The organism is Pigmentibacter ruber (assembly GCF_009792895.1).
Classification (GTDB): domain Bacteria; phylum Bdellovibrionota_B; class Oligoflexia; order Silvanigrellales; family Silvanigrellaceae; genus Silvanigrella; species Silvanigrella rubra.
Window position 1 is genome coordinate 563,276 of sequence record NZ_WSSC01000001.1, and the last position, 18,950, is coordinate 582,225.

General features: G+C 31.4%; 16 protein-coding genes. 10 read left to right on the plus strand and 6 right to left on the minus strand.

What is annotated here, in order from left to right:
* Positions 1-44: 44 nt before the first annotated feature.
* The 3 genes from GOY08_RS02390 to GOY08_RS02400 are packed head-to-tail and all read left to right on the plus strand — an operon-like array spanning position 45 to position 4,031.
* Positions 45-2,105 carry an Hsp70 family protein gene (locus GOY08_RS02390; protein ID WP_158996963.1) on the plus strand — a complete coding sequence of 687 codons (2,061 nt, stop codon included), beginning with the start codon at positions 45-47 and terminating at the stop codon, positions 2,103-2,105.
* A gap of 4 nt (positions 2,106-2,109) precedes the next feature.
* On the plus strand, positions 2,110-3,552 hold the full coding sequence (locus tag GOY08_RS02395) for a hypothetical protein (RefSeq protein WP_158996964.1): 1,443 nt from the start codon (positions 2,110-2,112) through the stop codon (positions 3,550-3,552).
* Complete coding sequence (locus GOY08_RS02400) at positions 3,549-4,031, plus strand: hypothetical protein (protein ID WP_158996965.1); 483 nt, start codon at positions 3,549-3,551, stop codon at positions 4,029-4,031. The genes GOY08_RS02395 and GOY08_RS02400 overlap by 4 nt, the downstream gene beginning before the upstream one ends.
* Before the next feature lie 39 nt (positions 4,032-4,070).
* On the opposite strand, the gene GOY08_RS02405 is transcribed toward GOY08_RS02400, so the two are convergent.
* On the minus strand, positions 4,071-5,093 hold the full coding sequence (locus tag GOY08_RS02405) for a C1 family peptidase (RefSeq protein ID WP_158996966.1): 1,023 nt from the start codon (positions 5,091-5,093) through the stop codon (positions 4,071-4,073).
* Positions 5,094-5,150: 57 nt separating this feature from the next.
* Positions 5,151-6,167: a C1 family peptidase gene (locus tag GOY08_RS02410; RefSeq protein WP_158996967.1), complete on the minus strand. Its 1,017-nt coding sequence runs from the start codon at positions 6,165-6,167 to the stop codon at positions 5,151-5,153.
* Positions 6,168-7,029: 862 nt separating this feature from the next.
* Here GOY08_RS02410 and GOY08_RS02415 point away from each other — a divergent pair.
* Entirely contained in the window at positions 7,030-8,559 is a 1,530-nt protein-coding gene (locus tag GOY08_RS02415; RefSeq protein ID WP_158996968.1) for a tetratricopeptide repeat protein, read from the plus strand.
* A gap of 77 nt (positions 8,560-8,636) precedes the next feature.
* Entirely contained in the window at positions 8,637-9,023 is a 387-nt protein-coding gene (locus tag GOY08_RS02420; protein WP_158996969.1) for a hypothetical protein, read from the plus strand.
* Here GOY08_RS02420 and tcuC read toward each other — a convergent pair.
* The gene (gene tcuC, locus GOY08_RS02425; RefSeq protein WP_158996970.1) at positions 9,020-10,294 is read right to left on the minus strand and encodes an MFS transporter; all 1,275 of its coding nucleotides are present in this window, start codon (positions 10,292-10,294) and stop codon (positions 9,020-9,022) included. The two genes, GOY08_RS02420 and tcuC, sit on opposite strands and share 4 nt — an antisense overlap.
* Positions 10,295-10,474: 180 nt before the next feature.
* Between tcuC and GOY08_RS02430 the strand changes: the two genes are divergently transcribed.
* Entirely contained in the window at positions 10,475-11,107 is a 633-nt protein-coding gene (locus GOY08_RS02430) for an HAD-IA family hydrolase (RefSeq protein WP_158996971.1), read from the plus strand.
* Between the two features lie 55 nt (positions 11,108-11,162).
* On the opposite strand, the gene tsf is transcribed toward GOY08_RS02430, so the two are convergent.
* Positions 11,163-12,104, minus strand: coding sequence for a translation elongation factor Ts (tsf, locus tag GOY08_RS02435; RefSeq protein ID WP_158996972.1), 942 nt, complete (start codon positions 12,102-12,104; stop codon positions 11,163-11,165).
* A 65-nt stretch (positions 12,105-12,169) separates the two neighbouring features.
* The gene (rpsB, locus tag GOY08_RS02440) at positions 12,170-12,961 is read right to left on the minus strand and encodes a 30S ribosomal protein S2 (protein WP_158996973.1); all 792 of its coding nucleotides are present in this window, start codon (positions 12,959-12,961) and stop codon (positions 12,170-12,172) included.
* 240 nt (positions 12,962-13,201) lie between these two features.
* Between rpsB and thrS the strand changes: the two genes are divergently transcribed.
* The 4 genes from thrS to GOY08_RS02460 all read left to right on the plus strand — a co-directional run bounded on the left by thrS (position 13,202) and on the right by GOY08_RS02460 (position 17,909).
* Positions 13,202-15,148, plus strand: coding sequence for a threonine--tRNA ligase (gene thrS / locus GOY08_RS02445; RefSeq protein ID WP_158996974.1), 1,947 nt, complete (start codon positions 13,202-13,204; stop codon positions 15,146-15,148).
* 19 nt (positions 15,149-15,167) lie between these two features.
* Entirely contained in the window at positions 15,168-15,656 is a 489-nt protein-coding gene (locus GOY08_RS02450) for a peptidylprolyl isomerase (protein ID WP_158996975.1), read from the plus strand.
* 88 nt (positions 15,657-15,744) lie between these two features.
* Positions 15,745-16,761, plus strand: coding sequence for an adenosine deaminase (locus tag GOY08_RS02455; RefSeq protein ID WP_158998055.1), 1,017 nt, complete (start codon positions 15,745-15,747; stop codon positions 16,759-16,761).
* Positions 16,758-17,909: a glycosyltransferase family 9 protein gene (locus GOY08_RS02460; protein WP_158996976.1), complete on the plus strand. Its 1,152-nt coding sequence runs from the start codon at positions 16,758-16,760 to the stop codon at positions 17,907-17,909. The genes GOY08_RS02455 and GOY08_RS02460 overlap by 4 nt, the downstream gene beginning before the upstream one ends.
* Positions 17,910-17,958: 49 nt before the next feature.
* Here the strand turns inward: GOY08_RS02460 and GOY08_RS02465 are convergent, their stop codons facing one another.
* Complete coding sequence (locus GOY08_RS02465) at positions 17,959-18,921, minus strand: nuclear transport factor 2 family protein (protein ID WP_158996977.1); 963 nt, start codon at positions 18,919-18,921, stop codon at positions 17,959-17,961.
* Positions 18,922-18,950: the final 29 nt, after the last annotated feature.

Below are 18,950 nucleotides of genomic sequence, written 5' to 3' on the forward strand. Positions count from 1 at the left end.
ACATTCCTGCGGCTATAAAAGACGCAAAGTTTGGAGTCTAATATATGAATGTTTTGCAGTTCAAGAAAAAAAGTAAAGATATAAACAATCAATCAGTTTATAATGTTCAAGAAATTCATAAAATCCCAAATTCAGTTGCAGCTATTGGTATTGATTTAGGAACAACCAATTCAGTAGTTTCTGTTTACTCTATGGGAGATTCACAACCTGTAACTTTAAAATATGGAGATAGTTTTTTAGTTCCATCAATGGTTTATTATGATAATAAAAATGATAAACTGTTAGTGGGTTCTGAGGCTAAAGCAAAATTAGAGTCAGAGCCAATTGAAGTAATCAAAAGTACAAAAAGGACGATGGGGAAAAACTTAACGCATTTTTATTCAAACGAAAAAATATTTTCTGCTGAAGAAATTGCGTCTTTGGTCTTAAATTATTTGGTATCTCATCCTGTATTACAAGAGCAAAAAGAAAAAAATGGGGGCATTTGGGCTGTTATTACTGTACCAGCACATTTCGACGATGCTGCTCGACTTTCAACAATTGCTGCTGCTGAAAAAGTTGGAATAAAAGTATTGCGCATAGTGAATGAACCAACCGCCGCTGCACTCGCATATAGTATGATGCCTGAAGACAAGGTTGTAGAAAAAGAAAGTCTAGCTGTATTTGATTTGGGTGGGGGAACATTTGATGTCAGTATTGTTGATAGGGAAGGGTATATTTTTAATGTATTGAGTAGTGATGGGGATATTCATTTAGGTGGCGATGATGTGGATGAAGCTGTTGCAGGCTTTCTTTTGACAAAAGTGCATCCACAATTACTTGCTCGCAGAGCTGCAAAAGATTCCGAAATGTTTAGAAATTTACTTGTCATTGCTGAAAACGCTAAAAAAACCTTTATGACTGAAGGTCTGGTTGACATTTCCCATCCTGACTTAGATGGAAAAGGATCAAGTATTTCTTTTCAAATGACTAGAGAAGATTTTGAAACTCTAGTTATTCCAATTATCCAAAGAACTTTGCATTTGACAGAAAGTGCTATGCATGCTGCGAAAAGAAATCCTAAATATATTTCAAGAATTTTATTAGTTGGTGGTAGTACACGTTTAGCTTTAGTCAGAAAAATGCTTTCAGATTACTTTAATTGTATCGTCGATGCGAGGTTAGAACCAGATTTAGCTGTGAGTTGGGGAGCAGCATTGCAAGCGGCTATTATTTTAGGAATCCAACCTGATACCATTCTTGTTGATGTCTGCAGTCATACTTTGGGAATTGGTGTTGTTGAAAATACTGAATCTATCAATGAAAATTTTAAACAAGTAGCTAAAAAGTTTGGAATACCTTATCCAATTTCAGAGCAAGAACTACACAGAAAGTTAGGAGCAAGAATCGAAGAATTTAACAAAGAACTGCAAAATTTATTGCATGTTGCACCAATCTTACATCGAAATAGTGCACTTCCTGCAAGAAGGTCTGAGTTTTTTAATACAATTTACAATAATCAACATGCCGTTCATGTCGTCGTAGTTCAGGGGGATGGCGACACAGTTGGAGAAAACAGATTAATTGGATCATTTTTATTTGAATTGGAACAACCTTGTCCAAAAGGAACGCGTTGTGAGATACAACTTACTTATGATGTAAATGGAATGGTACAAGTTTTTGCTAGACAACTTGGTACTAAAAATGAAGCTAAAGCGCAATTTGATAGCAGGACTGGCGAAGTAAAAGGTTGGACCTCAATTGCTGCAGAAGAAATAAATCCATTTATTAAACCAGAAGATGAAAATAGCGATCAAATTGCAGAAGACATTGGTTCGCATACTGATTTAATCTCAAAACAAGATAAAAATATTCTCTCTTTTCCTTTTGGTGGGAATAAAAAAACTCCCATACTAACTGAATCAACAAATGTTGTAAATGCTTTAATACTAAGAACAAAAAGATATCTTTCACAAATAGATTCATCTTCAATTGAATATATGAAATTAAAGCAGTTGCTAAGTAGTTATACAGAACTTCTCATAAAGTCTCAAAATGGTGAAGATAATGATGAGGAACTTGAAAATCTAGAAATAGATCTTCTTTCTTTATTAGAGGGAAAATAAATTAATGCCAAAAAATTTGTTAAAAAATATTGTTTCTGAAATTGAGAAAAATTTTCCCCAATTTGAAGAGTATTTACTTTCTCCTTCACATATTAAAGAATTCAAAAAGTTTTTGTCAAATTATAGAGGGATGAATGATCAGAAATTTGAAAGAACTTATGAATTGCAAAGAATGTCTGAAAGAATTGCTGAAAGTTTAGTAAGTTTCTTTACAAATATTTTTTCAATGCAAGGTTTAGCAGAACAAAATGAAAAAGAAATTATTGAAATATTAAATGAAGTAGAAAAAATAGTTAATCTGTCATTATATTATTGGTTTGGATTAAATGATAGAAACTACCAATTTAGAGCTATTATTCATTTTTATGATATAGATGGACTTGGTTCTGTGTTCCTGACAAAAAATAATACTAACTTTGCTGTTTCTTTAAGTGAAGATGGAATTCGATTTGGATTAGATACTAGTAATCACGAACCAAAATGTTTACCAGTTTCTAAAGTATGTGAATTAAGTACATTTGATATAAAAACTAATGACAGAAAATTATTTGCTAGAATTAGAACTATACAACGTGAAATTTGTTTACTTGTTGATGAATGGGAACATTTAAATTCAATATTAGCAGTAGAATATGGGCGTATTTACTATGAACTCCAGCAAAATCAAAATAAAAGCAACCTAGATGCTTTTCAGGCAATAACTCAAAAAATGAACTCTAGGAGAGATTCGCTTGCTACCTGGTGTTTGGAATCATTTTGTGATTTTCAGGATTGGATTACTCGTCTACTAGTGGAAAATGCTAATGAAAAAACATTAAATGAAGATATTTTATCAGAATTAGATGCCACATCAGGTGTTTTGCTTTCTGGGTTTCAAAAAATATTTTTACCAGCTTCAGTAAGTAGGCATAAATATACAGAAGATATATTAAATTTATTGCTTAAATTTTCTAATTCAAGATTAAAATTAAAGGAAGATGATTTTTCTTCTTTTGTTTTAAAACAGTGCGTTTTATGTAGTCTAGGTAAAAATATCGATGATGAATTAATTTCTTATGTCTATAAAAAACCTTTTGAATGGATTTTTTCATTCGATCCCTCTTCTGCTATTAAAGCATTTTCATGGAAATACTCTAAGGATATTCATGTTATTATTACTTTAGTATATGGGATATGTTTATTTAAAAAAATTAGTCCGAATTTAATTGATTACAGTTTTTTATCTGATGTTGCGACAACGTTTCAAATGCCAGAAACGTTTCCTGATGATCAAAAAAATAGAGAAGTATTCTCATTTAATGCTTCTCTTTCTGATGACAAATATTATAGTCTTGTAAATATTATGAATAGTTTGTTAGAAAATAATACTAAAAAAAGCAAAAATAATGATGAACTTGTTCTTTATATTAAAAACTTAATAAATCAAAAAAGGCAGATAATGGAATGAAAGAAGAAGAATTTGAGAAATATGATGAAAATCTTTTTGTTCCTAGAAGAAGAGCAGCAAGTGAAATAAAACTGTTAAGATTAGAATTAATTCCTAAAGGGAAAACTCCATGTGAGGAAATAGGAAGTGAGTGGTCTTCTGCGCAGCCTGCAGAAAATCTTTCTCCCTCCAAAGCTGCAACTTGTCTTGGTGTAGAGATATGGTCCCCACAATCAGTAGTAAAAAAAAGATATAAAATTTTGCAATTGCGATATCCGCCTGATCAATTTGCTGAAAAACATAGTGATTGGAGACCATCTGCTGAACTTTTAGGAAATCCAAGAAGCCGACTAAATTGGTTTTGGCAAAGTGGTTTTGTTCCTTTACCAGAAAGTACCAATGATTTTAAAATTGGATCTATTTGGGATAAGGAAAATGCAGAACCCATGATTCATTCTCATCAAGCATTAAAACGGATTCTTAATGATTATTTAAAATAAGAATTTTATAGAGTTCTGTTGGATTTAAAGTTAATTAAACTAATAAAGTTCAGTTTGATCCTTTGCCATTGCTTCAAAAAAAGTATAAGTCATATAAAAATCTCCGTTATCTCCAGCTCCTTCACTCCAAGAATTTCTTATTTTGAGTAATTGCTGAGTATCATCATAGCCTATTACTATAACTTCATGACCATCTTTTGCATCGGAAGGACAATAGTTAATTTCACTTTCAGGTTGTTTACATGCCCATAAACCACCTGAAGTTGATGTAAAATTTATATTTAAATCAAAACCATTAACAGAAATTTTATTACCGGGATAATTTGCTAATGCAAATCCAATTAATACCCTATTTCCTTTATCTATTGCTTCTTTTAAAGAGTTTAAATCTGCTTTTTGGAGATAATTATAGTTTATATGGTTTGTATATTCTTTTTTACTTATTTTAGAATAGTTCGCAGAAGAAATAGCGAAACTAGGTGTAGAATAAAATACCCCATTACAATTATTTTTCTCAACTATTCCATAAGTTTTTAAAGGTTCTAAAATCTGACCTGGATTATCAGCTCCATTCCAAAAGTTATTTCCCAAATATTTATTAAGAGATAATATACATTGTTGATCAATAAAGTCTGGACTATAATTTTGTATATCAGGGTATAAATTAGCTAATTTAGCATCTAAAGCTGCAGTTGAGGAAAAAGTAACACAAGTTCCATAGTTGCCTTGATCAAGAACAGGGACAAGACTCATTCCAAGATCTTTTGCATTACTGTTTTCACTGAAAGATGAAATTCCCTGAGAATAATCTTTTTCTTCATATAAATCAAAATAATTATCCATTACTTTTTTATTTCTAAGTTTCATAGCATTTGAAGCTGTCATTTTCATAAGTCTAATTTTTTTTTCAATTCTAGCTGTAGATGAAGTTTTGCTCTTAACAATAATTGTTGTTTCTTTAGTGCCCTCTAATTGAAACATAGAATTTTCTGCAGCAAAACTTTGAAAACTTATCAAACTAAATAGAGACGCATAAAGAAATACCTTTTGTTGCCATTTCATAAAAATCTCCTTTAGATAAAAAAAATCTCCTCTAGAAGAGGAGAAAGTGAATTAATTTTACTTTAATTCTGTATGGTCGCCGACCATTGCATTAAAGAATGCATAAGTCATGTAGTAATTACCATTTTCACCAGCGGATCTACCCCATGAATTTCTAATCTTCAATAATTGTTGTTTATCGTCATAGCCAAAGATAACAATTTCATGACCAGCTTTTTGATCAGCACAGTAGTTGGTTGAATTGCCAGGTTGTTTACATGCCCATAAACCACCATCGTAGGATCTATTGGAGCCTTTCATTGTAACATCAAATCCATTTACAGAAATAGGATCGCCATCGTTGTCTAAAAGTCCAGTTCCAATTGCTACCCTATAACCAGCTTTTAATGTTGCTTTAACTACATCTAAATCAGCTTTTTCAGTATAATGATATGTAATTTGGCCAGTGTAACTTTTGTCACTTCTTGATTCATATTTTGCAACAGAAACTTTTTGATTTACATTTGCATATTTTGAGCCAAAGCATTGGTCTTTTGGAATTATCCCATGTTTTTTTAATGGTTCAAGGATTTCAACCGCTGTATATGCACCATTCCATACATTTTCACCAAGGAATTTTTTGAGTGCTAGAATGCATTGTTGATCGATATAATCACCAAGTTTTAATTTAGCATCTAAAGCTGCAGTTGCTGCAAAAGTAACACAAGTACCATGCGCACCTTGGTCAAGAACAGGTACTTTTCCCATCCCTAAATCAACAGATGTTGCGGAATTTGTGAAAGGTTGGATTCCATCAGAATAGTCTTTTTCACCACCATCTGCTTCCATTTTTGCAAGAGCTTTTCTATTTTTTTCTCTAAAAGCTTCAGTAGGCACAATTGTTAACAGATGAATTCTTTTCACTCCTGTTAATCTATCTAAATCAAATGCACCGTCAGCTTCCATTGTGCTTGATTTAATTGGAATGATCACTTCATGAGAACCTTCAATTTTGTAATATTCATGCGCATAAATAGAATATGAGCAAAATCCTACTGCAACTAAAGAAAGTTTACTAATCAAAGAAAATTTCATGGTAACCTCCAAAAGAATTATTAAATTAGCAAACATTCATGCAGAATTATTTTGCAATATTAAAATAGTTCAGTGCAATGGATCATGAGTGTTTGACTAAAAATACTGTAAAGCATAAAAAAATATTCGTAAAGATTCGTTTTATTTTGCAATTATAGTAATTTAGTAGCGTACCAAAAATATTTTTATGAGATGAAAATAGATCTAGTATTGAAGTCTATTTTAAATTTTTACTTTTTTATATAATGTTGAATTTATTATTAAATATTTAATATTATATTATTTCATAAATTATTTTTAATTTTTTTTTTATGCTCTGTGTTTTTATCATTATAAAATGATTACCCAGCCAGAAAGTTTTCAAAATTATAAATTTATTTTAAAATTTTAATTATATTAATTTTGTAAATTAAAAATTGAGTTATAAAAATTTAAAATATAAACAAAACTTATCAAAATATCCGTTCAATTTAATAGAAAGAATTTGATCTAAAAAAAGCGCAAAAATAATAGATTATATTTGTTATTAAAAAAAAAATTTTACTAATAGAATTTATTTCCCCTATTTTTTCATTACTAAATATGGATATAAACATGCTTTATATAAAATAATAATAATTAAAGGAAAATCAAATAAAAACAATGAACTTACTTATTATTTATTAATTATTTCTTTTTTGTTATGTGAAGTCATAATTTTGACGAAAAAATCTCTTGAAAAATTATAAATTTCGAAATTATTAATATTTTACCTCTTTTTTACGTTTTCTAAAATATTTAAAACATTATTTTTTATCTTCAAATACCGAAATAAAAATTGGAAGTTTCGATTTTATTTGTAATTTTTATAAAGGAGCTTACGATGCCTGATGGAAAATCAGAACATCTTCGAGTGGTTGTCATTGATGACCAGTTGAATATGCGTAAAGCTCTATTCAGAATATTTGATAAAACTGGGAATTATGAAGTTGAAGACTTTGGAAACGCTAAAGAAGCAATTGCTTGGCTAAAAACTCATGCAGTTGATTTAGTTATTACTGATATTTACATGTCGCAAGGTGATGGTTTTGAAGTCCTAGCATATATCCGTGGACGAGCAATGCAAAATGATATTCCTGTTTTATTCATTTCTGGTGAAGCTACAAAAGAAGATATTGTACGCAGTGTTGATTTAGGAGTGAGCGATTATATTTTAAAACCTTTTGAAGCGCAAGATATAATTCAAAAGGCAGAGTCTATCTATGCTAAGTACAAAAATCCACCTGAAAATATTAAGAAAGTTCGTTTTGCTGAAAGCCTTTTTTTTAATGAAAAATACGCTGAAGCTAAAAAAGAATTTTTAATTATTAACGAAAAATTTAAACCCACTGCGAGATCTCTGATTGGATTAGCTCAAACTGAAGCTAAGTTAGGTAACATAACAGATGCATTAGAGTTAGTTAATCAAGCTATAGAAATAAATAGCATGTATTATCCTGCTTACGCAGCAGGTGCTGATATTTTATTAGGTAACAAAAAGAAAGTAGAAGCTATTCCTTTTTTAGTTAAAGAATTGAAGATTAATGGTAAACAAATTCATAGAAGAATGTTATTGGCAGATATATATATTGAAAATATTAAGACTCCTGGTAATTTTGACAAAGCTATTGAACAAATGAAACTTGCTTTGCATGATGAACCAACTGATGAAACTTTACTTTTACGTTACGCTGAAATGCTTTGGAATTCAGGAAATAAAGAAAAAGGTGTGCATTATTGCTTAAAAGCACGCAGACAAAATCCTGAGAGTACTAAATCTTTAATGCAGTTGGCTAATTTCTATATTCAAGATGGACATCCGATTAAAGCTGTTAATATGTTTTCAGACATATTAAATAAAAGTCCGAATCAGTATGATGTTTATTTATGCCGAGCTAAAATATTTGAAAAACTTAATGAGAATGAAAAAGCCATTGCTGACCTTAATAAAATCCCTAAAACCATTGTTGTTTTAAGATTGGAAGTTTTAAAAGCAAAAGGTAGAATTTATGCAAAAATGGGTAAAATACCTGACGCTATTGCAGCTTGTGAAGAAGTGGCAAATATGGAACCAACTGCAGACAATTTAGCTAGAGTTGGTCTGTTATTTATTCGTCTTAAAAATTATAGAAGTGCTTTAGGATGGTATGAACAATCTACTTTAATGGATCCAGATCATTCAAAATATACTTATAATTTAGGTTGTTGTTATGAAGCATTAAAGGACAAAAAGAAAGCAATAGAATGTTATGAGAGATCTTTAAAATTAGATCCAAATGGTAAAGAAACAATAGTTGCCTTAGCAAGAATAAAAGGAACCCCCGTACCAAATTCTAAAGCGGTCTCAAAAGCAAATCCTCCAAAAGCTGGTTAGGATAGTTTTTTTGCTTTTCTTTTGTGATTGACTTATGTTTCATATTGACATTTGCCTGTTAACAGAAAGGCTGAAATATGACACAAAATAAAAATACTGATAGATTTAAAAAAAGAGTTTCTCCAGATGAAGAACATCAAAAATGGTTGGATCGTGAAAATTTTCAAGATTTAGCAAAAATAGGAGGCGATATTTTAAAAAAAACAGTTGCGACAGGTCGTGATGTAATAAAGGAAGTAAAAGAAAATTTTCCCAAAGAAGCTACTCAATTATTAAACAAAGGGAAAGAAGAAATCCTTAAAGGACTTAGTCAGGATGTTGTAAAAAATATAATGTCTTTTGGGATTGAAAAGTTTTTTTCTGTTGCAAGGCAACATAGAATTGAGTTTTCAATTCGCTTTCGCAAAAATGAAGAAGAGACGAAGAGGGATGAATTAAAAAAAAGTAAGAGACGTGATGTTTAATGCTTTTTTTCTTTTACTATATCACGATAAATTAAAAATGTAGCTACTAATCCCATTGCTCCTGCAAAGGCTAACCAATATCCAGGAGCAGCTTTATCGCTAGTTTTTTCAATCAACCAAGTGGAAATGAGTGGGGTGAACCCTCCGAAGAGTGCGGTTGCTAAGCTATAAGCTAAAGAAAATCCTGTTGTTCTAATGTGTTTAGGAATAATTTCAGTTAGGGCTACTACAGTAGCACCATTATAACTACCAAATAAAAAAGATAACCAAAGTTCAACAAGAAGCATATTTGTAAAACTTGGATTTTTTACTAGCCAAAATAATACTGGATATGCTGTGATGCAGGCTAAAAGTGAACAACTTCCCATGATTGGCCAGCGACCAATTTTATCAGATAAAGATCCCATAATTGGAAGCCAAATAAAATTTGAGATTCCTACAAATAGACTAACAAGCAAGCTATCCTCTAATGTAAGTTGTAAAACGGATTTTCCAAATGTAGGTGTATAAACTGTAATTAAATAAAAAGTAACAGTAGTCATTACGATAAGCATCATTCCTGTAATAACCAATTGCCAGTTTAAAAGAATAGAGTGTATTATTTCTTTAAATTTAGGATGTTTTTTTTGTGCTAAAAATTCCTCAGTTTCAAGTAAAGAACGACGAATTTGAAAAACAACTGGAATGATTAAACAACCTATGAAAAAAGGAATTCTCCATCCCCAATCAGCAATAACATCTTTTGAAAGATATTTATTGATTGCAAAACCAAGAAGAGCTGAAAATACAATTGCTAATTGCTGACTTGCAGATTGCCAACTTACATAAAAACCTTTATTTTTTGGAGTTGCCATCTCTGATAAATAAACAGAAACCCCTCCAAGTTCAACTCCTGCAGAAAATCCTTGTAAAAGTCTACCTAAAAGAACAATGAGTGGAGCTATAATGCCAATAGTTTGATAAGATGGGGTAAAAGCTAAAAGAGCAGTGCCAGTTGCCATGATTCCTAAAGTCAAAATCAAACCTTTTCTTCTTCCAATATGATCAATATACGCTCCTAAAAATATAGCTCCTAAAGGACGCATTAAAAAACCTGCGCCAAATGTAGCAAATGTTAACATAAGCGAAGCATATTCACTTTGAGAAGGAAAAAATGTAGAAGAAATATAAGTTGCATAAAAGCCAAAGAGAAAGAAATCATACATTTCAATAAAATTACCGCTAGTAACACGAATCACTGTTCCTAATTTTGATTGCTTATTTTTTACCATTTATAAACCTTTCATAGATTTTTACTGCAGGAAAATATTCATATTCATTTATATTGAATTCTAAATAGCGTAATTAAAAAAATCTATATATAATTATTGACTGTAAGTTGTAGAAATTTCATTAGAAGAATTATCTATGAAAGAGTCGATAAAAATTTTTATTTATGGTTAAATTTTGGAATGAAAATAGCTGTTTTTGATTTTGATGGTGTTATTGTTGATAGTTATAATGCTATTCTTGAAGTAATAAATGAAATTTCAAGAATAAAAAAAATTCCTTCATTAAGTAAAGAAGATATTTTAAATAAAAGTACAAAAGAGTTAATAAAGGATCTTAAGATACGTTGGTTTGAAATACCAAAATATTATAAGTTGGCAAAAAAAGTTGTTCATTTAAATAAAGATCTTATTCTCCTAAATCCACAAATAATAGAAATGTTTCAATATTTAAATAAAGATAAAATTCAATTAATTATTTTATCCTCAAATTCAAAAAATTTAATCAAAGATATAATTCAAAAAAATTTGAATTATATTAGTTTTATTGAAATTATAGGTGATGTTTCTCTTTTTAAAAAATCTAAAAAAATTAAGGAAGTAATGAATAAATATAAAGTAAATTATAATGATATTATATATATTGGCGATGAAGTGAGAGATATTATTGCTGCGAAAAAAGTTTCTATTTCTTCTATAGCGGTGTTGTGGGGTAAAGAGAGTGAAGCTCTTTTATCAAAAGAAAAACCAAATTATATAGTTAAAAATGGCCAAGAGCTTTCCTATATACTTAATGAATTTAGTAAAAAAAAGTAGTTAATAACTAATTAACTACTTTTAAATTAAAATACAATATTTAATTTACAAGAAATTACATTTTGCTTGCAGCAGCTACAGTTGCAGCAACTTCTGCAGCGAAATCTTCAGCTTTTTTCTCAACACCTTGTCCTAATTCAAGACGAATAAAGGAAACTACTTTAAGATCAGAAATGCCGAGTTTTTTTCCAGTTTCTGCAACATGTGCAGCAACTGATTTACTATCATCTTTAACAAAAAGTTGATCAACTAAACAGATTTCTTTGAACCAAGTTTTAATACTACTTGGAACTATCTTAGCTAATGCAGCTTCTGGTTTTCCTTGTTGTAAAAACTTGTTCCGAATAATTTCTTCTTCTGTTTTAATAGTTTCAGCAGGAATTTCTTGCTCATTCAAATATTGTGGTTTCATCGCAGCAGCTTGGAGTGCAACATCTTTACCGAGCTCATTTAAAGAAGAATCATTTAAATGATTTTCGATGCCAGTTCCAGCAAGTTCTACAAGAACACCAATTTTTCCACCACCATGAACGTAGGAAGTGACAAAGTTCTTTCCAGAACCAATGCGTTCAAAACGACGAACAGTGATATTTTCACCAATTTGTGCAACTAATGCAGTAGCAGCAGCTTTTACATTTCCTGTGGAATCATAATTAGCTGCTAATAACTCGTCTAAATGTGCAGGTTTTGTTGCACTGATAATTTTATGTAAATTGGTAACAAATAATTGAAAGCCATCATTTTTTGTTACAAAGTCAGTTTCACAGTTTACTTCAAAAACAAATCCAATATTATTTTCAACTACAGTTGAAACAATACCTTCGCTAGCCGCACGTGAAGCTTTTTTCGCTGCACTTGCAAGACCCTTTTCACGTAAAATAACGACAGCTTTTTCCATATCGCCTTCAGCTGCATCGAGTGCTTTTTTGCAATCAGACATTCCAGCCAAAGTCATTTCACGTAGTTCTTTAACCATTTGAGCAGTTACTACAGCCATTATGATTTCCTTTTAAAAATGTTTGTAAGCAAGAAAGGTGCTCCTAACGAGGAACACCTTGGAAATTAGTTTGCTTCGTCTTCGTCACGAGATTTCAAGCGTTTTACTTTTACTTGTGAACGCCCGCTATCGGAAGAGAAAGAAGAATCATCTTTACCAGATTCTGATTTACGACGTTGCTTTCCAGCAATCGCAGCATCAGAAATAAGGCTAGCATAAAGCTTAATTGCTTTAAGGCTGTCGTCATTTCCTGGGATGATATAGTCAACACCGTTTGGATCACTGTTTGTATCAGTAACTGCAATTACAGGAATTCCTAGACGATTTGCTTCTGCAATAGCTGTGAATTCTTTCTTTGCATCGATAACAAAAATAGCAGAAGGCAAGCCAGGCATATTTTTGATTCCACCTAATGAGCGTTCTAATTTGATACGAAGACGTTCTTTAAGAGCAACTTCACGTTTTGTAATATTGTCATAAGTTCCGTCACTCGCCATTTTTTCAATGCGTTTCAATTTAGTAATACTAGAACGAACTGTTTGCCAGTTAGTCATCATACCACCTAACCAACGGTGGTGAATATGAAACATGTTAGCTCTTTCAGCTTCTTCAACAATAATTTCTTGTGCTTGTTTTTTTGTAGCAACAAAAAGAATGTGTCCGCCTTCAGCAACAGTTTGTTCAACAAAACTTAAAGCATCTTTAAATAATTTTTGAGTTTTTTGGAGGTCAATAATGTGGATTCCATTGCGCTCACCATAGATAAATGGACGCATTTTAGGATTCCAACGGCGTACTTGGTGACCAAAGTGAACGCCAGCATCGAGTAAGTCACGCATTTGAACTTCAATAGACATAGATAAACTCCTACTTGGTTTATTGGTTTAACCCCTTGTAATACCTAGGTTTCGTAACCCACCAAGTTTGGGTATTACAGAGAATGCTCTAATCAGGCTCAGAACTTAAACAATTTTTTGCTAATGAAGTCAAGGATAATTAAAATGAGCATTTACCTAGGAAATATTTTTAGATAGTCTGCCTTTGACTTTCGCATACCCACACAGTAGGTGGGGAGCGCTAAACTAAGGAGACAATTTGTGAGTTCTTTAAGTATATTTTTACCGGATGGGTCCTCTCGTTCTTTTCCAGCATCTTCAACAGTATTTGATGTCGCGAAAAGCATAAGCTCGGGGCTCGCCAAAAGTGCTATTGTAGGGAAAATTAATGGAAAATTGGTAGACTTAGATCATCCAATCCATGATGGAGACAAGGTTGAGATTATAACGGATAGAAATCCTGAGGGACTTGAAGTTATTAGACACTCCACGGTTCATGTGATGGCAATGGCTATTCAAGAAGTTTTTCCAGGAACACAAATTACGATTGGACCAGTTGTAGAAAATCAATTTTACTACGATATTTACCCTAAAGAAGGTGTAAAAATTGGGACTAATGAGTTTCCTTTAATTGAAAAAAGAATGCAGGAAATTGTTGAAAAAAATATTCCTTTTACCAGAAGAATTGTTTCCCGAGAAGATGCTGTTAAACATTTTGATGGGTTAGGTGAAAAATTTAAAGTAGAGATTGTAAAAGATCTTCCAGCTGATAGTGAAATAAAAATATACGCCATAGCAAATTGGGATGATCTCTGTCGCGGCCCCCACGTTCAATCTACAGGAAAATTGGGTCACTTTAAGCTAATGAGTGTGGCTGGCGCTTATTGGCGTGCAAATAAAGATAATGAACAATTAGTACGTATTTATGGCACGGCTTGGCCAACTAAAAAAGATTTAGACGGCTATTTAAATATGCTCGAAGAAGCTAAAAAAAGAGATCATGTTTTACTTGGGAAACAGTTAAACTTGTTCACTTTAATGAGTGATATAGCTCCAGGTGCAGCCTTTTTCTTCCCAAATGGTGCTAAAATATTTACGCTATTACAAAATTATATTCGAGTTAAATGGGCCCAATTTGGTTTTCAAGAGATACAAAGTCCTCAGGTTATGAATGTAAACTTATGGAAAGTAAGTGGGCACTATGAAAAATATCGTGATGACATGTATATTTTTAAAGATGATCATGATGATGAATTTGGTATAAAACCAATGAGTTGTCCTGGGCATGTGCGAATGTTCATGGTAGGCCAAAAATCTTACCGTGATCTTCCGTTACGTTATGGTGAATTTGGAGTTGTTCATAGAAATGAATTAAGTGGAACTTTGCATGGTTTAACAAGAGTAAGGCGCATCACTCAAGATGACGGGCATATTTTTTGCATGTTAAGTCAAGTGCAGTCTGAAATCATGTCTGCTCTTCAATTTGTAAAAGAAGTCTATGCTGATCTTGGATTTAATGAAGTAATTTATATGCTTTCAACACGTCCAGAAAATCGGATAGGTTCAGATGAAATTTGGGATACGGCTGAAAATGCGCTTGAAGAAGCCTTGAAAAAATCCAACGTAAATTACCAAGTCAATCCTGGTGATGGTGCTTTTTATGGACCCAAAATTGATTTTAAAGTGAAAGATGCTATTGGGCGTATGCATCAATGTGCAACTATTCAATTAGATTTTCAAATGCCAGCGCGCTTTGGTATTAGCTATCAAGCTGCAAATAACACGCAGGAAACACCTGTGATGGTTCATAGAGCTGTATTAGGTTCTGTTGAAAGATTTATGGGAATATTTATTGAACACTGTGCAGGACATTTTCCTGTTGGATTAGCTCCCGTACAATGTCGAGTTGTTACTGTGACAGAAGCTCAAGATAGCTATGCACATAAAGTAACAAACTTCTTGAAAGCAAACGGAATAAGAGTGGAAACAGATTTTAGCAATGATAAATTAGGTGCAAAAATACGTGATGCTCAGTTGCTAAAAATTCCTTATATGTTAGTCATTGGGGACAAAGAGGTTCAAACGAATACTCTAACTGCTCGTTATCGTGATGGTAAAAACCTAGCACCAATGTCTCCCGAAGATTTTCTGACTTTTATTAAAAATGAAAGTGGGATTTTTTGGGGTCTAGATACAAATCAAAGATAGTTAATTGGAAGGAACAGAAATGATAAATTTATTAATGAAGACAAATTATGGTGAAATTTCTATTGAATTAAATGATGAAAAAGCTCCAATGACAAGTGAAAATTTTGTCAAATATGTAAAGTCACAACATTTTGATGGTTCCATTTTTCATCGAGTCATTCCTGGCTTTATGATTCAAGGTGGTGGTTTTGACTCTAATATGAAAGAAAAATCAACAAATAATCCTATAGAAAATGAAGCGAAAAATGGATTAGGAAACGAACGCGGCACCATTGCCATGGCACGTACAAACGATCCGCATTCTGCTACAGCGCAATTTTTTATAAATCTAACAAATAATGATTTTTTAAATAATCGTGGTGAGCAATGGGGCTATGCTGTTTTTGGAAAAGTAACCCAAGGTATGGATGTTGTTGACGCTATTGCAAAAGTAAAAACGGGAAATCATGGGTTTCACAGAGATGTTCCTGTTACTCCAGTAATCATTGAATCTGTTACTTTGGTTTAAGAACCTTCAAGTAAATATTTTTAAATAGCCATTATGTAATGGCTATTTTTTTTATATTTTTTGTATAAGGTAATAAAATAAAGGAGCTATCGACATGCTAGAAGAATTAAGAAAACTTCCTAAAGCGGAATTGCATTTGCACATTGAAGGAACTCTAGAACCAGAGCTTTTATTTTCTTTGGCTAAAAGGAATAATATTTTATTACCATATAAAAATATTGATGAAGTTAAAGACAAATATCTTTTTCAAGATCTACAATCTTTTTTAGATATTTATTATAATGGAACCAATGTACTCATAACAAAACAAGACTTTTATGATTTAACATATGCTTATTTAATTAAAGCAAACCAAGATGGAATAAGACATGTAGAAATCTTTTTTGATCCACAAAGTCATGTTTCACGTGGCGTAGAATTTAAAGATGTAATAGAAGGTATTTATGATGCCTTAGAAGAAGGAAAAAAAGAATTTGGAATTAGTTACTTTATAATTATGTGTTTTTTAAGACATTTATCCCAAGAAAATGCTTTAGAAGTCTTACAAATGGCATTACCTTATAAAGATAAAATTAAAGCAGTAGGGCTAGACTCTTCTGAATTAGGACATCCTCCTAGCAAATTTACTGAATTATTTAATAAGTGTAGGGAAAATAACTTTCTCACTGTAGCTCATGCGGGTGAAGAAGGACCTGCTAGCTATATCTGGGAGGCTTTAAATTTATTACAAATTGAAAGAATTGATCATGGTGTACGTTGTACAGAAGATCCTGAATTATTAAAAACAATTATCCAAAAAAATATTCCATTAACAGTTTGTCCGCTATCAAATGTAAAGCTAAAAGTTTATCAAGATATGAAAGAGCATAATATTAAAAAGTTATTTGATTTAGGAGTTAAAGTAACTATTAATTCTGATGATCCAGCTTATTTTGGAGGCTATCTTCTTGAAAACTATATTCAGTGTCAGAATGAATTAGGGTTTACCTACAATGATTTGTGTGATATTTCTAAAAATTCTATTGAAGCATCTTTTCTTTCAAATTCTGAAAAAATAAAATTAATTAATGAAATTAATAATCTAAAACAAAAGATAAATATATGAATTTTGATAATAAAGCAGAAACAAAAAAAATACTAATAATGTTACCAAGGCAACTTGGTGATGTTTTATTAGCAACACCGATAGCAACTGAATTAAGAAAACACTTTCCTGCCGCTGAGATCCATTGGTGGTCCCATCCCATGGCAAAGGAAATATTAAATGATAATTCTTTTTTAAATAAAGTTTATTACTTACCAATTTGGATCAAAAAAAAGTATAAAAAAACTTTCTTTTTAAAAAAATTTTTTCTTTGGCTTGGTTATATTTTTGCTGAGTTGAAACTATTTTTTAAACTTATGTTCACGGGATATGATATAGTAATAGATGCTATTAATTATCCTCGCTCTAGTTTGCAAGCTATGGCTACTTTTGCACCAATTAGAATATCTTTTAAATGCAATTCATTAAGAGATTTTGCCTATAATAAGTTGGTTGACAGAACTAAACTGGATGAGGGATATTTAGGCTATACGCGTTTATTACTTCTTGAACCTTTAGGAATTAAAATAAGTAATATAAATCCTTTGCAAATAAAGTTAAATTTACCGATTCTTTCTGAAAATAAAATTAAACCTGAACTTTGGATAAAGGAACAACTGGAAAAATTAAATGCAAAAAAATTTGTTGTAATGAGTCCTACATCTCGTTATCTTGATAGATGTTGGCCAATTAATCATTATACAGAATTAGCCTTCCTAATTATCAGAGAATTCAATATCCCTGTTGTTTGGTCGAGAGCTCCTGGAGAAGAAGAATATATTTTAAAAGTTCATCATAATTTAATTGCAAAATTACAGTATAATAATATTCAAGAAAACTATAGCTTGTTACCTCCATTGATGAGTATCCGGGAAATTACATACTTGACAAGTCTATCAGTAGGTTGTGTTGCAAATAGCAATGGGATGAGTCATTTTGCTGTGGCTTCTGGGACAAAAATGATTCAATTACATGGTCCAACTGTTCCTTTAAATTGGATTCCGCCAGATACAAACAAATATTTAGGAATTCAGAAAAACACGGGTTGTTATGGTTGTTCGAGTAATGTTTGTAAAATGCCAAGACATGAATGCATGGAAGATATTTTGCCAATAGACGTATTTAAAAAAGCTGTTGAGTTATTTGGTTTAAAAAAGAATAGTATCTAACAAATATTTAACCTTTAAAATGAAATAAAAAAATTCAAAGAAAGGGAATCTATTTAAAATTAAACATTGTATTTTTATTTGCTAAATTTTGTGTTGGAATTTCTTGAATTACATCCCAATGTTCAACAAGTTTGTTATCTTTTACTCGAAACAAATCGTAAAATACCTGTTGTTTTTTATTCCAGTTACCTTCACTAATAGATAAAATAAAATTTCCTTCCCCTAATAATTTGTGAATTTTAGTATATCTAGACATATTATTTTGTGAAGTAAGAAACTTCACTGCTTCATAAATTCCTTGTAATCCATCTTTAATCATTGGATTGTGTTGATGATATTCTTTATCACTGACATACTTTGTGATATTTTCAGGATGTTGACCCATCAATACATCTTCTAAAAAACCCATTACAATCTTTTTATTTGTTTCTGTTTTATTTAAATCTTCAGAAAAGATTGGACCATCTATTTGAGTTCTTCCACTAGCAGTTTTTTCAACCCAAGTTGTCATAGCATTCCAATGCTCAGCTATCATCCCTTTGTCATCAACTCTGAGAATGTGAAATGCCACCATTCTATCAGCACCAAATGGCTTAGCATTCCTCCATATGTTGTGCAAAAAAAAGTAATTTCCATCTTGGAACATTCGGATGTTTTCAAGTTTGGTTTGGTTTTTTTGTAATACTTGTAGCATAGAAATGAATGCATCTAGTCCAGTAGGAACATAAGGGTTGTGTTGAATATAATCAGTATTAGCTAGCTTGCGTATTGTTGAGGGGTCGTTATTTTTTACAGCCCGTAGAAAATTACTTACTGTTTCTTTCGAACTTTTTGCAGTGAATATTTGGCTATTTTTTTGATTTGTTTCTGAGGTGATTATTTGATCATTTTCTTGAATCGTTTTAATTGTTTCTTGGTTAGAAACGCAAGCAGTCGATAGAGCTAAAATTGATGTTAATGAAAAGAGTAAATTCACAGAATCTTTAGAAGTTACATTCAACTTGTTCAGCATGTCGTTACCTCAGATTAGAAAAATTATTA

Bases quoted from the DNA above. Each gene is read 5' to 3' on its own strand.
- GOY08_RS02450 (WP_158996975.1), top strand. From the start codon at position 15,168: ATGATAAATTTATTAATGAAGACAAATTATGGTGAAATTTCTATTGAA.
- rpsB (WP_158996973.1), bottom strand. From the start codon at position 12,961: ATGTCTATTGAAGTTCAAATGCGTGACTTACTCGATGCTGGCGTTCAC.
- GOY08_RS02415 (WP_158996968.1), top strand. From the start codon at position 7,030: ATGCCTGATGGAAAATCAGAACATCTTCGAGTGGTTGTCATTGATGAC.
- GOY08_RS02430 (WP_158996971.1), top strand. From the start codon at position 10,475: ATGAAAATAGCTGTTTTTGATTTTGATGGTGTTATTGTTGATAGTTAT.
- GOY08_RS02465 (WP_158996977.1), bottom strand. From the start codon at position 18,921: ATGCTGAACAAGTTGAATGTAACTTCTAAAGATTCTGTGAATTTACTC.
- GOY08_RS02405 (WP_158996966.1), bottom strand. From the start codon at position 5,093: ATGAAATGGCAACAAAAGGTATTTCTTTATGCGTCTCTATTTAGTTTG.
- GOY08_RS02400 (WP_158996965.1), top strand. From the start codon at position 3,549: ATGAAAGAAGAAGAATTTGAGAAATATGATGAAAATCTTTTTGTTCCT.
- GOY08_RS02460 (WP_158996976.1), top strand. From the start codon at position 16,758: ATGAATTTTGATAATAAAGCAGAAACAAAAAAAATACTAATAATGTTA.
- tsf (WP_158996972.1), bottom strand. From the start codon at position 12,104: ATGGCTGTAGTAACTGCTCAAATGGTTAAAGAACTACGTGAAATGACT.
- GOY08_RS02390 (WP_158996963.1), top strand. From the start codon at position 45: ATGAATGTTTTGCAGTTCAAGAAAAAAAGTAAAGATATAAACAATCAA.
- GOY08_RS02410 (WP_158996967.1), bottom strand. From the start codon at position 6,167: ATGAAATTTTCTTTGATTAGTAAACTTTCTTTAGTTGCAGTAGGATTT.
- tcuC (WP_158996970.1), bottom strand. From the start codon at position 10,294: ATGGTAAAAAATAAGCAATCAAAATTAGGAACAGTGATTCGTGTTACT.
- GOY08_RS02420 (WP_158996969.1), top strand. From the start codon at position 8,637: ATGACACAAAATAAAAATACTGATAGATTTAAAAAAAGAGTTTCTCCA.
- GOY08_RS02395 (WP_158996964.1), top strand. From the start codon at position 2,110: ATGCCAAAAAATTTGTTAAAAAATATTGTTTCTGAAATTGAGAAAAAT.